This is a genomic window from Sulfitobacter sp. M85 (genome assembly GCF_029285915.1).
Taxonomy (GTDB): domain Bacteria; phylum Pseudomonadota; class Alphaproteobacteria; order Rhodobacterales; family Rhodobacteraceae; genus Sulfitobacter; species Sulfitobacter faviae.
The window spans coordinates 195062-216482 of the sequence record NZ_JABECQ010000001.1 but is presented as its reverse complement, the minus strand read 5'-3'; the positions used below and the strand labels follow the sequence as shown (position 1 = coordinate 216482).

Below are 21421 nucleotides of genomic sequence, written 5' to 3'. Positions count from 1 at the left end.
CCATGCATGTCGTCTTTCGCGAAAGCCACGGGTTGGAGGATACCGACACCCCCTATGATCCGGGGCAAACCCCCGCCGATCTGGTGGTGCTGTCGTTTTCCGACAGTGACCTCGGCGCTTTCGCGGCAGGCTGGCACCGCGGCGGCGGCAAGGAGGGGAAGCTGCCCTCGCTGCGGCTGTGCAACCTCGTGGCGCTGCGGCACCCGGCCTCGGTCGACAACTACATCGAACAGACGCTGACCGGGGCCAAGGGCATTCTGATCCGCCTCATCGGGGGGGAGAATTACTGGCCCTACGGCATCATGCAGGTCCAAGACTTCGCCCGCCGCCATGATATCGCGCTGGCCGTCTTGCCCGCCGATGGGCGCGAGGATCCGGGGCTCGACGCGCATTCGACTTTGCCGGTTTCCACGCTGCGCCGTCTTGCGCATCTCTGCGACGCGGGCGGGCCGGTGGCGGCGCAGGCCGCGCTGGCACAGATGGCGCTGGCGGCGGGCTTTTACGCCGGGCCGGTCATGGGCACGAAAACGGTGCCCGACTGCGGCTATTACGACCCCGATCAGGGCGTGGTGCCTTTTGCCGACGTGGCAGGGGATACCGTCGCGGTCACCTTCTACCGCAGCTATCTTCTGGCCGCCGATACCGCGCCCGTCGATGCGCTGATCCGCGCGTTGCGGGCGGCGGGGCTGAACGCGATCGGGCTTTTCGTGCCCTCGCTTAAATCCGATCCCGCGCGGGGCTTTCTGGGTGATGCGCTGTCGGCGATGAAACCCGTGGCCATCGTCAACGCCACCGCCTTTTCGGGGCGCGGGGATGATGGCACCTCCCCGCTCGACGCGCCGGGCTGCCCGGTGTTTCAGGTGGCCCTCTCCACCGCCCGGCGGCGGGATTGGGACGAGAGCGAGCGCGGCCTTTCCCCCGCCGATCTGGCGATGCATGTGGTCTTGCCCGAGGTCGATGGCCGCATCTTCGGTGGCGTCGTCAGTTTCAAGAGCCCCGGAAAGCGCGACCCCGATCTGCAATACTCCCGCTTTGCCCACCGCGCCGAAGAGGCGCGGATCGAGGCTGTCGTCGCCCGCGTGATGGGGTGGCAGCGGCTGGCCCAAACCCCTGCGGACACGCGCAAACTGGCGCTGGTGCTCTCGACCTATCCGGGGCGGGACGATCAACTGGCCCATGCCGTCGGCCTTGATGCGCTGGCCAGCGTCGAAGACATGTTGATGCGGCTGGCGGGTGAGGGCTATGGCGTCACGCCGCAGATCGGCTTTGGCCGCAGCCTGACCGAGCAGCGCATCACTTGGCCGTTGGCTGACTACCGTGCCGCTCTGGCCAGCCTGCCGCAGGCGCTGCGCGATGACCTCGCGCAGGCATGGGGGCAGGCTGAGGATGACCCGCTGGCTCAGGACGGCGCCTTTCACTTCGCGGCGCAAACCTGCGGCAACGCGCTGGTCGCGCTGCAACCCGAACGGGGCGATCTGCAAGACCGCGAAGACAGCTATCACGACCTCGCCCGCACGCCGCGGCATTCCTATGTGGCCTTCTACCTCTGGCTGCGGGCGCAGGGGCATCATGCGCTGGTGCATATCGGCGCGCACGGCACGCTGGAGTGGCTGCCGGGCAAGGCGGTGGCCCTCTCGGGCGATTGCTGGCCCGAGGCGCTGACCGGTGATCTGCCGGTGATCTACCCCTTCATCGTTAACGATCCGGGGGAGGCGGCACAGGCCAAGCGGCGCATCGGGGCGGTGACGCTCGGCCATCTGCCGCCCCCGCTGAAAGACAGTGAAACACCCGATGGGCTGTTGCGGCTGGAACGGCTGCTGGATGAATATTCCACCGCCGATGGGCTTGACCCCGCGCGCCGCGACCGGCTGGTCGACACGATCCGCGCCGAGGCGCAGGCGGCGGGGGTGGAAGATGACCTCGGCCTCGACGCCGCCAGTTCCTCGGCCGAGGCGCTAACCCGGATCGACGCCTTCGTCTGCGACATTAAGGAAAGCCAATACGGCGATGGCCTGCACGTCTTCGGCGCGGGGGCGGGCGAATGGGACGGGCTGCTGACCGCACTGGCGGGGCGGCGCGTGACCTCCGGGCCCTCTGGCTCGCCCTATCGCGGGCGGTCGGATGTGCTGCCCACGGGGCGCAACCTCTATGCCGTCGATCCGCGCGGGGTGCCCAGCCGGGCCGCCCATGCGCAGGGGGTGAAACTGGCCGAGGAACTGCTCAGGCGGCATCTGCAAGACAATGGCGACTGGCCGCGCGGGCTGGTGATCGACCTTTGGGGCTCGGCCACCATGCGCACGGCGGGCGAAGAGGTCGCCATGGCGATGCATCTCGCCGGGATCGCGCCGAAATGGGATGAGGGCAGTGAGCGGGTGTCGGGTTTCGAGGTGATCCCGCTGACCCTGCTGGACCGTCCGCGCATCGACGTGACCCTGCGCATCTCGGGCCTGTTCCGCGATGTCTTTCCCGGCCTCGCGCAGCTTTTCGAAGCCGGGGCGGCGGCATTGACCGAGCGCGAAGAAGCGCCGGATATGAACCCCTATCTCACCCGCACCCCCCGTGTCTTTGGCCCCAAGCCGGGCCTTTACGGCGTGAATATGGAAGCGGCCTTGCAAGACTATTCCGACGCGGGTCGCGCCGCAGCGGGTGAGGCGTGGCTCGCGGGGTCAGAATGGGCGATCAACGCCCAAGGGGAGGCGCATCAGGACCGCGCCGCGTTGGAGGCGCAGTTGCACCGCGCCGATGGTTTCGCCCATGTGCAGGACTTGGCCGAAAGCGATATCCTGCTGGCCTCGGACTATGCCAGCCACGAAGGCGGCTTTGCCGCCGCGATGGCGCATCTGGGCGCGCAGAAACCGGCGATGTACCATCTTGACCACACCCGCGCAGGCAGCCCGCGCGCGCGCTCCATGCCCGAAGAGATCGCCCGCGTCGTCCGCGCCCGTGCGGCCAATCCCGGCTGGGCCAGCGGCATGATGCGCCACGGTTTCCGCGGCGCGGCAGAGGTGGCAGCGACACTCGACAACCTTGCTGCCTTTGCGCATCTGACGCGCGAGGTGCCTGCGCATCTCTTCGACCTCTATTTCGACGCCACACTGGGGCGCGAAGATCTCGTGGCCTTCATGGAGGCCGAGAACCCCGCCGCCTTGCAAACCATGCGCGACCGTTTCGCAGCGCTGCGCGAGTCCGGCCTATGGCTGACCCGCCGCAACTCGATCTCGGCCACATTGGACGGGGTGACGTGAGCGCGGCCCCGGCGATCAAGGGCTGGTGCCCCGGTGCGTTGCGCCCGATGCTCTCGGGCGATGGGCTGGTGGTGCGCCTGCGGGTGCCGCAGGGGCGGTTGACCCCGGCCCAAGCCCGCGGCGTGGCGGGGCTGGCCACGCGCTATGGCAACGGGATGCTCGACCTGTCGAACCGGGGCAATCTGCAACTGCGCGGCGTCGATCCCGCGCGGCATGAAGGGCTGAACGAGGCGCTGCGCGCGCTGGCGCTGATCGATGTGGATGAGCGGACGGAGCGACGGCGCAACATCATGGTCAGCCCCTTTTGGCAGGCGGGCGATGATACCGAATTCCTGAGCCATGCCCTCTCATCCGCCGCGCAGGCCCATGCGCTGCCGGATGTCTCCGCCAAATTCGGCTATGCGGTCGACGCAGGGCCGCAGCCGGTGTTGCACGCCGATCCCGCCGACATCCGGTTCGAGCGCTCGGCGGAGGGGCAACTGCTGCTCTGCATTGAAGGGGCAACGCGGGGCAAGCCCGTGACCCGTGCGACTGCAGTGGCCGATGCCATCGTGCTGGCCGAATGGGTGCGCGCGCAGGGGGTGACCCGCGCCGCGCGCGCCACGGCCACGGGGGCGCCGCTTCCCGCCGGTTTTGACTGCCCGCGTCAGACAGGGCAGGGCACACCCGCCCCCGGCCTCTACCCAGCCGGGGCGCTTGTCGCCTGTGCTTTTGGGCAGATGGAGGCCGAGACGCTTGCCGCGCTCGCCGAGCTTGCCCCGCTGCGCCTGACCCCGTGGCGGCGGCTGCTGATCGAAGGTGCCCCGCGCCTGCCTGGTCTGGCCGGTCTCATCACCGCCGCCGATGACCCGCTGTTGCGCGTCGTTGCCTGTATCGGCGCGCCGGGCTGTGCACAGGGCCGGGGTGAGACGCGCGGGCTGGCCCGGCGCCTTGCCGCCGTGGTGCCGAAGGGGCAACGCCTGCATGTCTCGGGCTGCGCCAAGGGCTGCGCCGCGCCGCGCGCTACCGACCTCACCCTGACCGCCACCGCGCCAGAGCGCTATGACCTCATCCACGATGGCCGCGCCGATGCCATCCCTGATCTGCGCGGGCTGACCCCCGCCGCCATCGCCTCTCACCTTAGAAAGTCCGCCGATGCCCCATAGCTATATCACCGACGGTGCCGAGATTTACCGCCAGTCCTTTGCCACCATCCGCGCCGAAGCGGCGCTGGCGCGTTTCACCCCGGAGGAAGAGATCGTCGCCGTGCGCATGATCCATGCCGCGGGTATGGTCGGGCTGGAGGAGCACATCCGCTTTTCCGAAGGCATGGCCGTGGCCGCGCGGGCGGCACTGGAGGACGGCGCACCGATCCTCTGCGACGCCTATATGGTCAGCGAAGGCATCACCCGCAAACGCCTACCGCGCGAGAATGAGGTGATCTGCACACTGCGCGACCCTTCGGTGCCAGCACTGGCCGCGAAGATGAGCAACACACGCTCTGCCGCCGCGCTGGAACTGTGGCGGCCCCATCTGCAAGGTGCTGTGGTGGCCATCGGCAATGCGCCCACGGCGCTGTTTCACCTGCTCAACATGCTCGAAGACCCCGATTGCCCGCGCCCGGCGGCGATCATCGGCTGCCCGGTGGGCTTCATCGGCGCGGCGGAATCGAAAGAGGCTTTGATGCAGGACCTGCCGGTGCCCTCGATGATCGTGCAGGGGCGTTTGGGCGGCTCGGCGATCACCGTGGCGGCGGTGAACGCCTTGGCCAGCAGGGTGGAATGACGATGGGCAAGGTAATCTGCGCGGGCCTTGGCCCCGGCGACCCCGAACTGATGAGTGTGAAATCCGACCGTGCCATTCGCGGTGCGCGGCATCTGGCCTATTTTCGCAAGAAAGGCCGCGCGGGCCAAGCACGCCGCATCGTTGAAGGGATGCTGCGCGACGACGTCATCGAATATGCGATGGAATATCCCGTCACCACCGAGTTGCGCTTTGATTCGCCCGAGTATCGCGCCCAGATGGTCGCCTTTTACGAGGAATGGGCCGACCGGCTAGAAGCCTTGGCCCAGGATCATGAGGTCGTCGTGCTCTGCGAGGGTGATCCCTTCTTCTACGGCTCCTTCATGCATCTGCACACGCGGCTTCAGGGCCGCGCCGAGGTTGAGGTGCTGCCCGCGATCCCCGGCATGGTGGGCTGCTGGAACGCGCTCGATACGCCCTTCACTTGGGGCGACGACGTGGTCACCGTCTTGATGGGCACGCTGCCCGAGGCCGAGTTGACCGACCACATGAAACGCGCCGATGCGCTGGTGGTGATGAAGACGGGCCGCAACCTGCCGACCGTGCGCCGCGCGCTGGCGGCGGCGGGCAAGTTGGAGGACGCTTGGCTGGTCGAACGCGGCACCATGCCCGACCAGCGGGTGGCAAGGCTTTCTGACGTGGCGGATGACGACTGCCCCTATTTCGCGATCGTCTTGGTTCATGGCCAAGGCCGCAGACCGGAGGCGGAGTCATGAGCGGCATTCTCTATATCGCGGGCCTCGGCCCCGGCGACGACGCGCTGGTGACGCCCGAGGTGACCGAGGCGCTGGCGCAGGCCACCGATGTCATCGGCTATATCCCTTACGTCGCCCGCGTCGCCCCGCGCGACGGGCTGACTCTCCACCCCAGCGACAACCGGGTGGAGTTGGACCGCGCGACCCATGCGCTGCAACTGGCGCAGGCAGGTGCCCGGGTGGTGGTGGTCTCTTCGGGTGATCCGGGCGTCTTTGCCATGGCCTCAGCCGTGTTCGAAGCGGTGGAGCGGGATCCGGCGTTTGAAGGCGTCGACGTCCGCGTGCTGCCCGGTATCACGGCGATGCTGGCGGCGGCGGCGCGGCTTGGGGCACCTTTGGGTCATGATTTCTGCGCGATCAACCTCAGCGACAACCTCAAGCCCTGGGCGATGGTGGAGCACCGTTTGCGGATGGCGGCCCGGGCGGATTTCGCCATGGCTTTCTACAACCCCCGCAGCAAATCCCGCCCGCACCAATTCGCCGAGGCGTTGGACATCCTGCGCACCGAATGCGGGCCGGACCGGCTGATCACCTTCGCCCGCGCCGTGACCACGCCGGAAGAGGCGTTCAACACCGTCACATTGGGCGAGGCGACGCCCGAGATGGCGGATATGCGCACCGTGGTGATCGTCGGCAATTCCGCGACGCGGCGGGTCGGGCGCTATGTCTATACGCCGCGCAGCGCGGTATGATGTAACCAATGCATCACTTCGGTCACATCATTGGCGGCCACTTCGCCCGGCAGTTTCGGCCGCTCGGCCAAGATCACCGGCAGGCCAAGGCTGCGGGCGGCATCCAGCTTGGCCCGCGCGCCAGCGCCTCCGGCGTTCTTGGCGACCACATGGGTGATCGCATGGGTCTGCATCAGCGCGGTATCCCCGGCCACGTCGAAAGGCCCGCGCGCCAGCACGACCGTCGCCCGCGGCAGCGGCAGCGGGTCGCGCGGCGGATCGACGAGGCGCAGGAGGTAGCGGTGCTGCGGTTTCGCAGCGAAAAGCGCCAGTTGTTGTTTGCCGATGGCCAGAAACACCCGCGCCGGGCTGTCGGGCAGGGCCGCGGGCAGCGCGGTGACGTCGGGCACGAAGGTCCAGTCGTCACCCTCCTGCGCCTCCCAAGCGGGGCGCTCGAACCGCACGAGCGGCAGGTCTTGCCGGGCGCAGGCGACGAAGGCATTGTTGCTCATCCCCGCGGCAAAGGGATGGGTGGCGTCGACGACATGGGTGATCGCTTCGGCTTTGAGATAGGACACCAGCCCCGCCACGCCCCCGAAGCCGCCTACGCGGGTGGGCAGGGGCTGGGCCACGGGGCTGTCTGTGCGCCCGGCATAGGAAAACACCGCGTCGATCCCGGCTTTGGCCAAGGCGCTGGCCAAGGCGCTGGCTTCGGTGGTGCCACCCAAAAGAAGGACGCGCATAATGGGTGACCCCTGGCTCAGCATCATCGGAATGCCCGACGATAGCGCGGATGCCTTGCCCCCGGCAAGTCGCGCGGCGCTGGCAGAGGCCGAGGTGATCTTTGGCGGGCCGCGGCATCTGGAGCGGGCAGGCGCAGGTGCGCGCGGTCGGGTTTGGCCCGTGCCCTTCTCTGTCGAGCCGGTGTTGGCCGAGCGTGGCAAGCGCGTCGTGATGCTGGTGTCGGGCGATCCCTTCTGGTTCGGCGCGGGCCGCAGCATCGTCGGCGCGTTGCAGCCCAACGAATGGCACAGCCTGCCCGCGCCCTCGACCTTCTCGCTGGTGGCCAATGCGCTTGGCTGGCGGTTGGAGGAGATTACCTGCCATGGGCTTCACGCCGCACCGCTGGCGCAGTTGCGCGGTGCCCTGCGTCCCAAGGGGCGGATGATCTGCCTGCTGCGCGATGGGAAAGCCCCTGCGGCGCTGGCGGAGTTTCTTTGCACACAGGGCGCAGGCGCGGCCAGGCTGCATGTGGCCGAACGGCTGGGCGGCCCCGACGCGCGGGTGCGGGCGGTGCAGGCGGATGGCTTCGATCTGACGGATGTGCAAGCGCCGGTGGCGGTCGGGGTGGAATTGCCCAAGGGCATCGGCCTGCCGCGCACCCCCGGCCTGTCGGATGACCATTTTGCCAGCGACGGCCAAATCACCAAGGCGCCGGTGCGGGCGCTGACGCTGTCGGCCCTCGCCCCTCGGCCCGGCGAGTTGCTGTGGGACATCGGCGCGGGGAGCGGCTCGGTCTCGGTCGAGTTCTGTCTTGCCGGTGGACGCGCCATCGCCTTTGAGCAGCACGCCGCGCGGGTCGAGAATATCACCCGCAATATCGAAGATTTCGGCCTGAACGCGCGTATGCAAACAATTCATGGCCGCGCGCCAGAGGTCTGGGCGGGGCAGTCTCTGCCTGACGTGGTCTTTGTCGGCGGCGGCGGGAACGCGGCGCTTTACGATGCCCTCTTGCCTGCGCTACCAGCGGGCACGCGGCTGGTCGCCAACGGTGTGACGCTGGAAACCGAAGCGCTTTTGGCGCAGTTGCAAGCGGAGCATGGCGGTAACCTGTTGCGGATCGAACTGGCGCAGGCCGCACCTTTGGGCCGGATGCGCGGCTGGCAGCCGCTGCGGCCCGTGGTACAATGGAGCGTGACACTATGAGGATGGCCGGGATCGGATTTCGGGGCGCGGCAAGCGTGGCGTCATTGCGCGACGCGCTGGAGCGGGCCAACCCCGATGGCACCAAGATCGACGCGTTGGTGACCGAAGCCGCCAAGGCCCGCGCCACCGTCTTCCGCGAATTCGCGCAAGAGTTGGGCGTGCCGGGGCTTGGCATCACCACCGAAGACTTGGCCCGCATGATAACCCCCACGCAATCGGCTCGGATCGAAGACCGTTTCGGCACCGGCTCCCTGTCCGAGGCCGCGGCATTGGCCGCCGCCGGACCGGGGGCGGTATTGGTTGCCGAACGCGTCGTTTCGGGCGATGCCATGGCCACTGCGGCGATTGCCGAGAGGAAAGGATAGATACCGTGACTGTACATTTCATCGGGGCCGGGCCGGGGGCGGCGGATCTCATCACCCTGCGCGGACGCGACCTGATCGCGGCCTGCCCGGTCTGCCTCTATGCCGGGTCGCTGGTGCCCGAGGCGTTGCTGAGCCACTGCCCCGAAGGGGCGCGGATCGTCAATACCGCACGGCTGTCGCTGGATGACATCATAGAGGAAATCGCCGCCGCCGATGCCGCAGGTCATGACGTGGCGCGCCTGCATTCGGGCGACCTGTCGGTCTGGTCGGCGATGGGCGAACAGCTGCGCCGCTTGCGCGAGATGGGCATCGCCTATGACGTGACGCCGGGGGTGCCATCCTTTGCAGCCGCTGCCGCGGAACTGGGGGCCGAGCTGACCCTGCCGGGCGTGGCGCAATCGGTGATCCTGACCCGCACCTCGGGCCGCGCCACGGCGATGCCCGAAGGCGAGACGCTGGCCAATTTCGCCCGCACCGGGGCGACGCTGGCCATCCATCTGTCGGTGCATGTGCTCGATAAAGTCGTCGAAGAACTGACCCCGCATTACGGTGCCGATTGCCCCGTCGCCGTGGTCTGGCGTGCAAGCTGGCCCGATCAGCGCATCGTCAAAGCGACGCTTGCGACCCTGCGCACCGAAGTGGGCGAGGAAATGGCCCGCACCGCGCTGATCCTCGTGGGCCATGCCATCGGGGCCGAGGATTTCGGCGAGAGCCGCCTTTACGCCGCCGATTATGACCGCCGCTTCCGCCCCGTCGGGGCCGAGCCGCGCTTTCCGGAGACCTCCTCATGATCCCGCCCGGCCTGCTGATCTCCGCCCCGGCCTCCGGCACCGGCAAGACAACCTTGATGCTGGGGCTGCTGGCTGCGCTGCGCGCCGAAGGTGTCGCGGTGCAGCCGTTCAAAAGCGGCCCCGATTACATCGATCCAGCCTTTCACACGGCGGCCTCGGGCCGGGCGTCTTTCAACCTCGACAGTTGGTCGATGGACCGCGCGCGGATCGAAGGGCTGGTCGGCAATGCCGATGGGGCCGAATTGATCCTCGGCGAAGGGTCGATGGGACTGTTTGACGGGGTGGCCAAACCGGGGGCCTGCGGCAATGGCGCCAGCGCCGATGTCGCGGCGCTGATGGGCTGGCCGGTGGTGCTGGTGCTCGACGTATCGGGTGCGGCGCAATCGGTGGCGGCCACGGCGCTCGGCTTTCGCGAGATGCGGCCCGATGTGGAACTGGCGGGCGTGGTGTTGAACCGCGTCGCCTCCCCCCGGCATGAGACGCTGGTGCGCGCGGGGATGGAGGCTGTCGGGATCAAAGTCTTCGGCGCGCTGCCGCGCCGGGTGGAGATCGAAATGCCCGAGCGTCACCTCGGGCTGGTGCAGGCCGGAGAGCAGGAAAACCTGCCCGATCTGTTGGGGCAGGCGGCGGCATTCGTCGCGGCCCATGTTGATGTCCCCGCCCTGCGGGACGCCGCGCGGGGCACGTTGCAGAACCCACCCGCACCGGCGCAGATCAACCCGCCCGGGCAGCGCATCGCGCTGGCGCAGGACAACGCTTTCGCTTTTGTCTATCCGCATCTTTTGGCCGGATGGCGCGCGGCGGGGGCAGAGGTTCTGCCCTTCTCCCCGCTCGCCGATGAAGCGCCGGACGACAGTGCCGATTGCTGCTGGCTCCCCGGTGGCTACCCTGAACTCCACGCCGGCAGGCTCGCCGCCGCCGCGCAATTCCGCGACGGGCTGCGCGCCTTTGCCGAGACCCGCCCCGTGCACGGCGAATGCGGGGGCTATATGGCGATGGGCGCGGGCCTCATCGACAAAGAGGGCGCCCGGCACGAGATGGCGGGGCTTTTGGGGCTGGAGACCTCTTTCGCCAAACGCAAGATGCATCTGGGCTACCGTCAAGCCGATCTCAACGCGCCGATCCCCGGCCATTCGGCACGGGCCGAATTGCGCGGACATGAGTTCCACTATGCCACGATCCTTGCAGAGCCGGATGCCCCGCTGGCCCGGATCACCGACGCCAATGATCTTGAAGTGCCCGAGACCGGCTCGGTCCGCGATTTCGCTGGGGGTGGGCGTGCCACGGGCACCTTCTTTCACATGATCGCGGCGCTGTGATGGGGGGCTTTGTTTCCTTCGTCTCCTCCGGCCCGGGCGACCCGGAGCTCTTGACCGTCAAGGCCGTGGCGCGGTTGCAGGCGGCCGATGTGGTGCTCTTCGATGACCTCAGCGCAGGCCCGATTTTAGAGCACGCGCGGCCCGATGCGGACCTGATCGGGGTTGGCAAACGGGCCGGGCGCGCCTCGCCCAAGCAAGACCATGTAAGCCGCGTTCTGGTCGATCATGCGGAAGCCGGGCTGAAGGTCGTGCGGTTGAAATCCGGCGACAGCGGCATGTTCGGACGGCTGGAGGAAGAGATCATCGCCCTGCGCGCGGCGGATATCCCTTTCGAGATCGTGCCGGGCGTGACCGCCGCCTCTGCCGCCGCCGCCACCGCAGGCATCCCGCTGACCCGCCGCATGACGGCGCGGCGCGTGCAATTCATCACCGGCGCGGATGTGACCGGCGAATTGCCGCGCGACGTGAACATGGCCGCCTTGGCCGATCCAATGGCGACCACCGTGGTCTATATGGGCAAACGCACCTTTGCGGGCCTTGCTGCGCGCTTGATCGAACACGGGCTGCCAGGCCACACGCCCGCGCTGCTGGCCGAGGCGGTCTCGACCCCGGCGGAGAAGGTGCAGCGCTTTACCATTGAAACTTTGGCACGCCATCTGGAAAGCACCAGCAGCACCACGCCCGCGCTGATCTTTTACGGACCATTGGCCGAGTTCGAGACGTGAAAGCGTTTGTCTGCACCTCTTGCACCGCCGACGGCGGCTTTCTGGATGTGGTCCGCGCGGGTCTGTCCGAGGTGGAGGTCGAAGGCATCGACTGTATGTCAGGCTGCACGCGGGCGCAGACGGTGGCGTTTCGCGCGCCAGGCAAGGTGGCCTATCTGTTTGGAGAGATCACCGAGGCGGATATGGATGACCTGTGCCGTTTCGTGACCCTCTACCGCGCGTCGCCGGATGGCAAATTCCCCGATGCGCGGGTGCTGGGAGGGCTGCGGCTGAAAGCGATTGCGAGGATACCGGGATGAGCGCGCTTGAACTCACTTTGATCGGCATTGGCACCGGCAACCCTGAGCATCTGACGCTGCAAGCGATCCGGGCGATGAACGCGCAAGACCTGATCTTGATCCCGCAAAAGGGCGCGGGCAAGGATGATCTGGCGGGACTACGGCGGAGCATCTGCGACGAGGTGTTGACCAATGAGGCGGTGCAGATCGTCGGCTTCGATCTGCCCGTGCGCGACCCGGCGATCGAGGATTACCGCGCCCGTGTCGACCACTGGCATGATGCGATTGCCGAGGCATGGCGCGGGGCGATGGCCCAGCATCCGACCGCCCGGCGGGTGGCGCTGCTGGTCTGGGGCGACCCGTCGCTTTATGACAGCACCCTGCGCATCGCCGCGCGGCTGGAACCCGCGCCCCGCATCACCGTGATCCCCGGCATCACCTCATTGCAAGGGCTGACGGCGGCCCATGCGATCCCGCTGAATGAAATCGGCGCGCCCTTCATGGTGACCACCGGGCGGCAATTGCGCGATCACGGTTGGCCCGAAGGGGTCGATACGCTGGTGATCATGCTCGATGGCGATTGCGCCTTTCAGACCTTGCCGCCTGCGGGGGTGACGATCTGGTGGGGCGCCTATGTTGGCATGGCCGAAGAGATCATCCGCCACGGCCCGTTGGCCGAGGTTGCCGAAGACATCATTGCCACCCGTGCCGCCGCCCGCGCGGCGCATGGTTGGATCATGGACATCTACCTGCTGCGGCGCGGCTGATCCTCAACCGTCGGGATCGACCTTGCCGCGCATCGCCTTAACCTCGCCGCGCACCTTCTTGGCCTTGAGACGGCGCTTTTTCGACCCCAGCGTCGGGCGGGTGGCGATGCGGCGTTTCGGCGGGGTGAGGGCGCGGCGGATCAACTCGGCCAGCCGCTCGCGCACCAATTCGCGGTTGCGCGCCTGACTGCGGGTCTCGTCACATTGCAACACCAATGCGCCTTCGGTGGTCCAGCGCCGTCCGGCCAGACGGCGCAGCCGGTTCTTGACCGGTTGCGGTAGGGAGGGCGAGGTGGCGGCCTCGAACCGCAATTCCACCGCCGAGGAGACCTTGTTCACATTCTGCCCGCCAGGGCCGGAGGCGCGCATGAAGCTTTCCGTCAGCTCCCAATCCTGAATGGCGATGTCATCGTTGATGTGCAGCATGGGCTCTCCTTGCCCCCGCAACATGCCAGCCCGCGCCATAAGGGTGAAGGGGGAATGCGAAATGGGCCGCCCCTTGCGGAGCGGCCCAATCGAATGGTTTCAGGAGGGGGATCGGTTAGACCGCCGTCCACCAGGTGGTTGCATTGCCAGGGGCTGCCCTAGCAGGAAACCCCGCTGGCTGTTCCGACACCTCGCTCCAATACCTTTCTTGACACTGGATCACCTCCTTTACATTTGTTGAACTCACCCTGAGCGTTGCACAGGTTTTGAAATTCGCAAAGCGTTTTTTTTGAAGGGGCGCGGCGGCAGGGGGTGGCCCCCTGCGCCAGTATCACGCGCGGGCGGTCAGCCGTGCGGTCAGGAGCCGGAAGGGGATCAGCGCGATGAGCGCGATGGCCAGTTTGACCGACCAATCCGCCACGGCGAGCGAGACCCAGAGCGGCGCGAGCGGGCCAGCGCCCAAAAGCGGCAGCGTCTCAGCAGCCCAAGCCACATCGGTGGCGAGGTGGATGAACGACAGGCTGGCCGAAAAGGCGATGGAGAAAAACAGCGCCGTGTCGATCGCGCTGCTGATCAATGTGCTGACCAAGGGCGCGCGCCACCATGCGCCATCGCGAAAACGGTTAAAGATCGTCACGTCCAGCAGCTGCGCCACGAGGAAGGCGGTGCCCGAAGCCACGGCAATGCGGATCGTCACAAGCGGGCCGAATTCGCCCATGATCTGCGTGCCAATGAGCGAGCAGATCAGGCCCACGACAAAGCCCACCAACACGACCCGGCGCGCGGCAGAGGCGCCGTAGAGACGGTTCATCACATCGGTGACGAGGAAGGCGAGCGGATAGGTGAAAGCCCCCCAGGTCAGCCATTGGCCAAAGAGAAACTGAACAAGGATATTCGAGGCCACGACGATGGCGGCCATGGCAAGAATGCCGGGAAGATAGGTGCGTGTCATATGTGAACCGTTTTGTGCAAGGGTGCGGCGACTTGGCCTGCGGGGATCGCAGACCGGACGGCTTTAGCCCTCGGAACCCGGTTTGGCAAGGATCAGCTCGACCACCTCATTGCGCTGCATGACGAAGAAATTGTCGTCCGACAGCAGGGTCAGCCGGGTTTGCCCCGCCGCGTCCTGCCAAGTGCTGAGTGCTTCGAGGTTGTCATATTGACCGGGGCCGGAGGTCAGCAGTGTCTCTTCGCCAAGCGCAGGCGCGGTGAGGTCGAAGCTGCGGATGCGGTTGCGAAACCCCAGCGGCGTGATCGTCCGCTCCAGCAGATAAAGCGTACCGTCCTGGGCAAAATCGGCATCCACCGGCAGGAACGGCCCCCGGCGCGGGATTTCTGCGGTGATCGTCCAACTGCTGCCGTCAAAGGCATAGAGCGGGAAATCATCCGAGGCCGGGCCGCCGCCTTCGGGGATCGCAAAGAGCCGCCCATCGGGGTGGGCGGCCAAAGTCTCCATCCCCGCGTTCGGCTCGAACTTGGCGAAGTCGTCATGTCTGGGCAGCGGGGTGGTGACGCCGCTCTCGGGCGACAGCCGCGCGACATGGTGGTCGTGTTCGAATGAGACGTAGAGTTGCCCGCTGCCGTCACGCGCCAGCGCTTCGGCATCGCGCATCTTGTCGCGCAGGGACTTGCCATCGGCATCTTTGAGCGGCGCATCCTCCTCAATCTCAAGCGACACCAGACGGCCCGCCTCGCGCAGCATGCGCGCTTGCACGACGCGGCCCCGGTCCGACACCGCCGTGAGGCGGGTGCCATCGGCATTCACCTCGACCCCGGAAAAGCCGCCGAACCACGGCGCCGGATGGCGCCATGTCAGCACGCTGTCCACCTGCACCACCGGCCCTGTCTGCGCGGCGGGGGCCACGCAGGCGATGAGCAGGAAGAACGGAAGGCAGGCGCGGATCAGTTTGCGTTCAAAACGGCGTTGCATTGTGCAGGCAGGTCCGCAAGCAGGATGTCGCGCTTGGGCTTGGGTGTCACTTTGGGCGCGCTCGGGTCGGGCTTTGGCGGGTTCAGGATATTGGCCTGCCACTGGCGCGCATCGGCGCAGCCGTCACCGGGCGGGGGTGGGGCCTGATCCACACAGCCGCGCGCGCCCTTGGGGCAGCTGATGCGGATGTGGAAATGGTAGTGGTGCCCGTACCAAGGCCGGATTTTGCGCAGATAGCTGCGGTCGCCCTTCTCATCGGCGCACATCTGCACCTTGGCGCCGGGGAAAACAAAGATGCGCGCGGTGCGGGGGTCTTGGGCCGCAGCCTTAATGACTTCGTGATGCGCAGGTGTCCAAGAGGAATTCACATAGGCCCCGCTTGCCCGGCGCATGGAGATCGACGAGATGTTTTCACGCTGGGCGCGGCTGAGGTTGAGGGATTTGGGCGGCAGCATCCAGATGTCGGCATCCAGCCCGATCTGGTGGCTGGCGTGCCCGGTCAGCATCGGCCCGCCGCGCGGCTGGCTCATGTCGCCGACATAGATGCCTTCCCAACCGGGTTGCTGCGCGGCCTTCCGGCTGAGTTTCTTGACCATGTCGATCATCTCGGGATGGGCCCAGTTGCGGTTGCGCGACAGGCGCATGGCCTGCCATGTCGGACCCGTCTCAGGCAATTGTTCGGCCCCGGCGAGGCACCCTTTGGAATAGCTGCCGAAAGCCGCCGGAGATTGCGCGGAGGCAAAGTTCTTGGCGCCGAAAAGCCGCTTGGCCTCAACCGTGCTCAATGCGCCGCCCGAAGAGCCGATGGTCGGCAGGGCGACCTTCTCACCGCTGATGTCGGTCTCGGTCCGGCCGCCCCCGCAAGAGGCAAGCGCAAAGGCCAGCGCCACGGAGGTGAAGGTGCGAAGCAGCGTCATGTGGCGAAATCTCCCTTGGGTTTGACCCAGGCTAACAGGATCAATCCGATGATGAAAAGCCCCACGACGGGGGTGATCCCCAGCCTTTGGCTGCCGGTGAGGTCGCTGGTCAGGGCAATCAGCGCCGGTGCGAGAAAGGAGGTGGCTTTGCCCGAGAGGGCGTAGAGGCCGAAAGCCTCGGTCATTCGCTCGGGGTTTCCCTGCCGGGTCAGCATGTTACGCGATGACGCCTGTAGCGCCCCGCCCGCCGCGCCGATAGAGGCACCGGCGACGTAGAACAGGATATCGGGCAGGGCGGAGCCTTCGGGCAAAGAAACGCCCATGACCGAATTTGGCCCCAGCGAGATGATCAGGCAGGCGGTGGCGATGAGGATGACGCAGCAGGCCACGATCACCGGCATCGGGCCGATGCGCCGGTCGATCCGCCCGCCCAGCACGCAGAACACCGCGCCCGAGATGGCGGCGAGGATGCCGAAGATGCCGATCTCTTGGATCGACCAATCCAGCACCCCAAGCGCATAGACCCCGCCAAAGGTATACATCCCGTTCAGCGCGTCGCGGTAGAACATCGACGAGCCGAGATAGGCCAGCAGAGACGGATGCTTCGGCAGCCCCCGCAGGGTGCGCGCCAAATCCGCGAGACCCGCACCCACGCGATAGCGCACCGCGCCGCGTTTCGGCCTGTCGCGCACATAGAGGAAGAAGGGGATCATAAAGACCGCGTACCAGATGGCCGTCAGCGGCCCGACGATGCGGGTGTCGGCCTTTGTCGCCGGGTCCAGCCCGAAAAGCGGCGTCAGCCCCGCCATGGTGCGCCCATTCGCGCCGCTTTGAAACAGGGCGATCATCGCGATCAGCGCCAGCACCCCGCCCGCATAGCCAAAGGCCCAGCCATCGCCGGAAATGCGTCCCCGCTCATCCGCGTCGGGGTGCAGCTCGGGCAGGTAGGCATTGGTAAAGATCGTCGCGAACTCCATCCCGACCAAGCCGATGCCGAAAAAGAACAGCGCCCAAAGCAGAGAGAAATCTCCCGGCGCGGTCCACCACAGTGCGCCTGCGCCCACCACATACATGGCCGAGAACAGCCAGATCCAAGGCATCCGCCGCCCCGAGGAATCCGCCACAGCGCCCAAGACCGGGGCCAGCACCGCAATCGCGACGCCCGCCAGCGCCAGACCATAGCCCCAGTATGCCTGGGCTTGGGCTTTGGCGGCGCCAAGCTCCATCCCGCCCTCGACCAGCGCATTGGTCGCGGTCTGAGCAAAGTAGGGGCCGAAGATGAAAGTCAGAAGCAGGGTGTTGTAAGGCTGGCTGGCCCAGTCAAAGAAATACCATCCCCAGATGCGCTTGCGCCCGCCTGTCTGTGCCATGTTGCGCCCTTTCGCGGCCTGCCCTTTTTCAAGTTAGAGCAGGGCAGGGCGCAAGGCGCAAGCGTCAGTAAGGGCAGGGGGCGAGGCAGAGGAGGGCGGTCGGCTCAGGCCGAAAGCTGCTCTGCGGTCTCGGGGGCAGGGACCGCGTCCTGCATCGGCGGCCACGGGCGATGCGCATCGGCGCGGATCCACTCCGCTACCCAGCCGGGCACTTCGGGCGAAGGTTGCTGCCGTCCCATCGCTTGCAGGACCTTTTCCGGCGGGATCAGGCCGTTGCGATCCGTGACAGCGGAACGGTAGAGCACATGGCTCGCGCATTCGCCGTTCTTCTTCCACATGGATTGCTCAAGATAGATGAACTTGTCGTCCCAACACAGTGTCCGGCTGCGCATCTCGAACTTCTCGAACATGCGGATGCGGCGGCGGAACCGCGTGCTGGAGCCTGCGATGGTGATGGCCCATTTGTTTTGCCGCAGCAGCGTGATCAGCCCGGCCCGCTGCGCCATGGCGGTGCGGCCCAGATCATAAAGCGACAGTGCCCGCCCGTTGTTCAATTCCATCCAGATATCGAGGTCATGCGGCCAGCAGATGTGGTGGCTGACATGGGTGTCGGTCAGATTGTCCAGCGGCGCCTGCCGCGCGGCGACGATGACGTCTTTGGCCATGCGGATGATCGGGAACATGAGGCTTTCCTTTGTCGTGACGCCGCGGATCTGCGGCGGAAGCGCAGCGCGGTCAAGCATATACGTCGCGGCACTCTTGCCCTTTGAGGGCGGGGCGCTTAATTGTCTTGCGTCAAACCAAGGGGATATTCCATGACGTCGCTGTTCCAGATCCTGATGCTGCTTTTGAACATCGTTTGGTTCATCGTCATCGCCCATGTCATCATGTCTTGGTTGATCAATTTTCAGGTGCTGAACCTGCGCCAGCCGCTGGTGGCGCAGATCTGGGACGGGCTGAACCGCATTCTTGAGTCGGTCTATAGCCGTGTGCGCAATGTGATCCCGCCGATGGGCGGTCTGGACCTCGCCCCCCTGATCGTGCTGATCGCCGTTGCCATGGCGCGGATCGTGCTTACCAACAACGCAGCGGCCTTCTACTGACCCGTGCCCCGGGCCCGCCCGCGCGCCGATGCCGCGGGCATCTGGCCTTGTTCACGCTTTGTTAGTGTGGGAGTCTGCATAAAAAGAGCAGACAATCTTACAGGTTCTCCATGACAGGCGCTGCCACGCTTCTTCGTGATGTTTTCGGTTTCGACGGGTTCCGCCCCGGCCAGCAAGAAATTGTTGAGGCCGTAACCGAGGGCGAGAACGTGCTGGCCATCATGCCCACGGGCGGCGGCAAATCCCTGTGTTTCCAATTGCCTGCCCTGATGCGCGAGGGGGTGACGGTGGTGATCTCGCCGCTGATCGCCCTGATGCGCGATCAGGTCCGCAGCCTGCAAGAAGCAGGCGTCGCGGCAGGCGCGCTCACCTCAGGCAACACGCCCGAAGAGACCGATGCGGTTTGGGAGGCGTTGGAAGCTGGCACGCTCAAACTGCTCTACATGGCTCCGGAACGGCTGGCGGCAGGCTCCGCCATGGGGATGCTGCGGCGCGTTGGCGTCAATCTCATCGCCGTGGACGAGGCGCATTGCGTCAGCCAATGGGGCCATGACTTCCGCCCGGACTACCTGCGCATCGGTGAGCTGCGCCGCACGCTCGACGTACCGCTCGCCGCCTTCACCGCCACGGCGGATGCCGAAACGCAGGTCGAGATTGTCGAGAAGCTCTTTGACGGCACCCCGCCGCGCGCCTTCCTGCGCGGTTTCGACCGGCCCAACATCCATCTTGCCTTTGCCGCCAAGAACAAGCCGCGCGACCAGATCCTCGCCTTCGCCGGGGCGCGGCGCGGCCAATCGGGCATCGTCTATTGCGGCACAAGGGCCAAGACCGAGGGGCTAGCCAAGGCGCTGCGCGATCAGGGGCAGGAGGCGCTGCATTACCATGGCGGCATGGAGGCCGAGGACCGCCGCATCGCCGAGCGACGTTTCCAGCAAGAGGACGGGCTGATCGTCTGCGCCACCGTGGCCTTTGGCATGGGCGTGGACAAGCCCGACATTCGCTGGGTCGCCCATGCCGATCTGCCCAAGTCGATCGAGGCTTACTACCAAGAGATCGGCCGCGCCGGGCGCGATGGTGCCCCGGCCGAGACGTTGACGCTTTTCGGCCCCGACGACATCCGCCTGCGCCGCGCCCAGATCGACGAGGGGCTGGCCCCGCCCGAACGCCGCGCCGCCGATCACGGGCGGCTCAACGCGCTTCTGGGGCTGGCCGAGGCGCTGGAGTGCCGCCGCAAGACGCTGCTGGGCTATTTCGACGAGACCGAGGTGACCTGCGGGCGTTGCGATCTCTGCGATACCCCCGCGGAGGTTTTCGACGGCACCACGGCGGTGCGCAAGGCGCTCTCGGCCATGCTGCGCACCGACGAATGGTTCGGCGCCGGCCATCTCATCGACATCCTCTTGGGCAACGAGACCGAGAAGGTCCGCCAGCGCGGCCACCAATCGCTGCCGACCTACGGCGTCGGCGGCGAATACAGCCGCAACGAATGGCAGGCGGTGTTCCGGCAGATGATGGGCCATGACCTCGTGCGCCCGGATGCCGAGCGCCACGGCGCGCTGCGCATGACCGACGCCGCCCTGCCGATCCTGCGCGGCGAGGCCAGCATCAACCTGCGCCGCGATACGATCAAGGCGGCGGGCGCGAACCGGCGGCCCGCGGTCAAGGCCATGGTCAGCGATGAGGACGCGCCGCTGCTCTCGGCGCTCAAGGCCAAGCGTCGCGCGCTGGCCGAGGCGGCCCGCGTGCCCGCCTATATCATCTTCACCGACCGGACATTGATCGAGATGGCCGAGGCGCGGCCGCAAGACCTCGACGCCATGGCGCGGATCGGCGGCGTGGGGGCCAAGAAGCTGGAAAATTACGGTGCGGCCTTCCTCGAAGTCATCAACGGCGAGGCGCAGCCGATGCATAAGGCGCGGCGCAAGCTGGCGGGGCGCGAGGCGGGCAATGTCTATGACCAGCTGTTGCAGGTGCAGGCCGATCTGGCGCGCGGCGAACAGGGGACCGAAAAGCCGCTGAGCTGTTCTGCCGCGATGCTTGCGAAAGTGGCCCAACTGCGCAGCGCCGACCCTTCGGCCATTGAACGATTGCTCGGCGATAAACGCGCTGAACGCTTTGGTCCGGCCTTTCTGGACGTTCTGCGCGACCCGGGCTAGATCACCCCGAAACGTCCCCAAGGAGACTGCCATGCTCGTCGTTATTTCCCCCGCCAAACGCCTTGATTGGGCCGAGCGCAATGTCGCCGTCACCCAGCCTGATTTTCAGGAAGACGCCGTGCGGCTGGCGACGACTGCGCGCAATCTCAGCTTGGGCGATCTCAAAAGCCTGATGGGGCTGAGCGACGATCTCGCGCGGCTCAACCGCGACCGCTTTCAGGCGTTCGAGGCTGAGCCCTCAGCCGAGGTCACCCGCCCCGCCGCGCTGGCCTTCGCCGGCGACACCTATCAGGGGCTGGAGGCCACGAGCCTTGATGCCGATGAGATGACCTATGCCCAAGATCACCTGCGCATCCTGTCGGGCCTTTACGGCGTGCTGCGCCCGCTCGATGCGATCCAAGCCTACCGGCTAGAGATGGGCAGCAAGCTGAAAACCCGCCGGGGCGGCAACCTTTATGACTATTGGCGCGACAGCCTGTCAAAGGCGTTGAACGCACAGGCCGAGGCGACCGGCAGCGATGTTCTGGTGAACTGCGCCAGTCAGGAATACTTTGGCGCGGTGGACCTCAAGGCGCTGAAACTGCGGGTGATCACCCCGCAGTTCATGGAAGATAAGGGCGATGGCAAGGGGCCGAAGATCGTCAGCTTCTTCGCCAAGAAGGCGCGGGGTGCCATGGCCCGCTACATCGTGCAGCACCGGGTGAACGACCCGGAAGGCTTGCAGGATTTCGACAGCGGCGGCTATGCCTATCAGCCCGATGCCTCGACGCCCGAGCGTCCGGTCTTTGTCCGGCCCTACCCGTCGAACTGACCCACAGGCGGGGCGGCGATGCGCGCCTTCCCGCCGTGCGCCGCCCGCCGGGCGATTGCCGCGCTTGGCGAAGGGGCGTAGACC

General features: G+C 66.7%; 22 protein-coding genes. 15 read left to right on the top strand and 7 right to left on the bottom strand.

Going from position 1 to position 21421, the window contains the following annotated elements:
• Nucleotides 1-2: 2 nt before the first annotated feature.
• From cobN to cobJ, 5 genes are read left to right on the top strand one after another with little or no spacing between them, the layout of a single operon-like run.
• Nucleotides 3-3245: a cobaltochelatase subunit CobN gene (gene cobN / locus HKX24_RS01165; protein WP_271692565.1), complete on the top strand. Its 3243-nt coding sequence runs from the start codon at nt 3-5 to the stop codon at nt 3243-3245.
• Nucleotides 3194-4390 carry a precorrin-3B synthase gene (cobG, locus tag HKX24_RS01160; protein WP_271692563.1) on the top strand — a complete coding sequence of 399 codons (1197 nt, stop codon included), beginning with the start codon at nt 3194-3196 and terminating at the stop codon, nt 4388-4390. Before cobN ends, cobG begins: the two co-directional genes overlap by 52 nt.
• Nucleotides 4380-5009 (top strand): precorrin-8X methylmutase, encoded by a 630-nt coding sequence (locus HKX24_RS01155; protein WP_067265689.1) that lies wholly within the window; start codon nt 4380-4382, stop codon nt 5007-5009. Before cobG ends, HKX24_RS01155 begins: the two co-directional genes overlap by 11 nt.
• Before the next feature lie 2 nt (nt 5010-5011).
• Nucleotides 5012-5743, top strand: a complete 732-nt coding sequence (gene cobI / locus HKX24_RS01150) for a precorrin-2 C(20)-methyltransferase (protein WP_271693865.1) — start codon at nt 5012-5014, stop codon at nt 5741-5743.
• Nucleotides 5740-6474: a precorrin-3B C(17)-methyltransferase gene (gene cobJ, locus HKX24_RS01145; RefSeq protein ID WP_271692562.1), complete on the top strand. Its 735-nt coding sequence runs from the start codon at nt 5740-5742 to the stop codon at nt 6472-6474. Before cobI ends, cobJ begins: the two co-directional genes overlap by 4 nt.
• Here cobJ and HKX24_RS01140 read toward each other — a convergent pair.
• Nucleotides 6450-7199 (bottom strand): cobalt-precorrin-6A reductase, encoded by a 750-nt coding sequence (locus tag HKX24_RS01140; RefSeq protein WP_271693864.1) that lies wholly within the window; start codon nt 7197-7199, stop codon nt 6450-6452. The genes cobJ and HKX24_RS01140 overlap by 25 nt on opposite strands.
• On the opposite strand from HKX24_RS01140, the gene cbiE reads away from it, so the two are divergent.
• Genes cbiE through cobF form a run of 7 tightly spaced genes read left to right on the top strand, consistent with a single transcriptional unit; the run spans nt 7198 to nt 12624 of the window.
• Entirely contained in the window at nt 7198-8379 is a 1182-nt protein-coding gene (gene cbiE / locus HKX24_RS01135) for a precorrin-6y C5,15-methyltransferase (decarboxylating) subunit CbiE (protein WP_271692561.1), read from the top strand. The two genes, HKX24_RS01140 and cbiE, sit on opposite strands and share 2 nt — an antisense overlap.
• On the top strand, nt 8376-8744 hold the full coding sequence (locus tag HKX24_RS01130; protein ID WP_271688487.1) for a cobalamin biosynthesis protein: 369 nt from the start codon (nt 8376-8378) through the stop codon (nt 8742-8744). The genes cbiE and HKX24_RS01130 overlap by 4 nt, the downstream gene beginning before the upstream one ends.
• Before the next feature lie 5 nt (nt 8745-8749).
• Nucleotides 8750-9535: a precorrin-4 C(11)-methyltransferase gene (cobM, locus tag HKX24_RS01125; RefSeq protein WP_271692560.1), complete on the top strand. Its 786-nt coding sequence runs from the start codon at nt 8750-8752 to the stop codon at nt 9533-9535.
• Complete coding sequence (locus HKX24_RS01120) at nt 9532-10854, top strand: cobyrinate a,c-diamide synthase (RefSeq protein WP_271692559.1); 1323 nt, start codon at nt 9532-9534, stop codon at nt 10852-10854. The genes cobM and HKX24_RS01120 overlap by 4 nt, the downstream gene beginning before the upstream one ends.
• A complete protein-coding gene (gene cobA / locus HKX24_RS01115) occupies nt 10854-11579 on the top strand; it encodes a uroporphyrinogen-III C-methyltransferase (RefSeq protein WP_271692558.1) in 726 nt (241 codons plus the stop codon). Before HKX24_RS01120 ends, cobA begins: the two co-directional genes overlap by 1 nt.
• Entirely contained in the window at nt 11576-11878 is a 303-nt protein-coding gene (locus HKX24_RS01110; protein ID WP_271692557.1) for a DUF1636 domain-containing protein, read from the top strand. Before cobA ends, HKX24_RS01110 begins: the two co-directional genes overlap by 4 nt.
• Nucleotides 11875-12624 carry a precorrin-6A synthase (deacetylating) gene (gene cobF / locus HKX24_RS01105; protein WP_271692556.1) on the top strand — a complete coding sequence of 250 codons (750 nt, stop codon included), beginning with the start codon at nt 11875-11877 and terminating at the stop codon, nt 12622-12624. Before HKX24_RS01110 ends, cobF begins: the two co-directional genes overlap by 4 nt.
• 3 nt (nt 12625-12627) lie before the next feature.
• Here the strand turns inward: cobF and arfB are convergent, their stop codons facing one another.
• From arfB to HKX24_RS01075, 6 genes are all read right to left on the bottom strand, one after another.
• Nucleotides 12628-13050, bottom strand: coding sequence for an alternative ribosome rescue aminoacyl-tRNA hydrolase ArfB (gene arfB / locus HKX24_RS01100; RefSeq protein ID WP_067267837.1), 423 nt, complete (start codon nt 13048-13050; stop codon nt 12628-12630).
• A gap of 331 nt (nt 13051-13381) precedes the next feature.
• Entirely contained in the window at nt 13382-14002 is a 621-nt protein-coding gene (locus tag HKX24_RS01095) for a queuosine precursor transporter (protein WP_271692555.1), read from the bottom strand.
• A 63-nt stretch (nt 14003-14065) separates the two neighbouring features.
• Nucleotides 14066-14980, bottom strand: a complete 915-nt coding sequence (locus HKX24_RS01090; RefSeq protein WP_271692554.1) for an esterase-like activity of phytase family protein — start codon at nt 14978-14980, stop codon at nt 14066-14068.
• Nucleotides 14953-15897 carry a penicillin-insensitive murein endopeptidase gene (gene mepA / locus HKX24_RS01085; protein ID WP_271692553.1) on the bottom strand — a complete coding sequence of 315 codons (945 nt, stop codon included), beginning with the start codon at nt 15895-15897 and terminating at the stop codon, nt 14953-14955. Before mepA ends, HKX24_RS01090 begins: the two co-directional genes overlap by 28 nt.
• Complete coding sequence (locus tag HKX24_RS01080; RefSeq protein WP_271692552.1) at nt 15894-17267, bottom strand: MFS transporter; 1374 nt, start codon at nt 17265-17267, stop codon at nt 15894-15896. Before HKX24_RS01080 ends, mepA begins: the two co-directional genes overlap by 4 nt.
• Before the next feature lie 104 nt (nt 17268-17371).
• Nucleotides 17372-17950 (bottom strand): acyl-CoA thioesterase, encoded by a 579-nt coding sequence (locus HKX24_RS01075; RefSeq protein WP_271692551.1) that lies wholly within the window; start codon nt 17948-17950, stop codon nt 17372-17374.
• 132 nt (nt 17951-18082) lie between these two features.
• Between HKX24_RS01075 and HKX24_RS01070 the strand changes: the two genes are divergently transcribed.
• The 3 genes from HKX24_RS01070 (at nt 18083) to yaaA (ending at nt 21337) form a co-directional block, all read left to right on the top strand.
• The gene (locus HKX24_RS01070; protein WP_276153757.1) at nt 18083-18370 is read left to right on the top strand and encodes a YggT family protein; all 288 of its coding nucleotides are present in this window, start codon (nt 18083-18085) and stop codon (nt 18368-18370) included.
• A 110-nt stretch (nt 18371-18480) separates the two neighbouring features.
• Nucleotides 18481-20526 (top strand): DNA helicase RecQ, encoded by a 2046-nt coding sequence (recQ, locus tag HKX24_RS01065; protein WP_271692550.1) that lies wholly within the window; start codon nt 18481-18483, stop codon nt 20524-20526.
• 31 nt (nt 20527-20557) lie between these two features.
• Nucleotides 20558-21337 (top strand): peroxide stress protein YaaA, encoded by a 780-nt coding sequence (yaaA, locus tag HKX24_RS01060; RefSeq protein ID WP_271692549.1) that lies wholly within the window; start codon nt 20558-20560, stop codon nt 21335-21337.
• Nucleotides 21338-21421 lie beyond the last annotated feature (84 nt).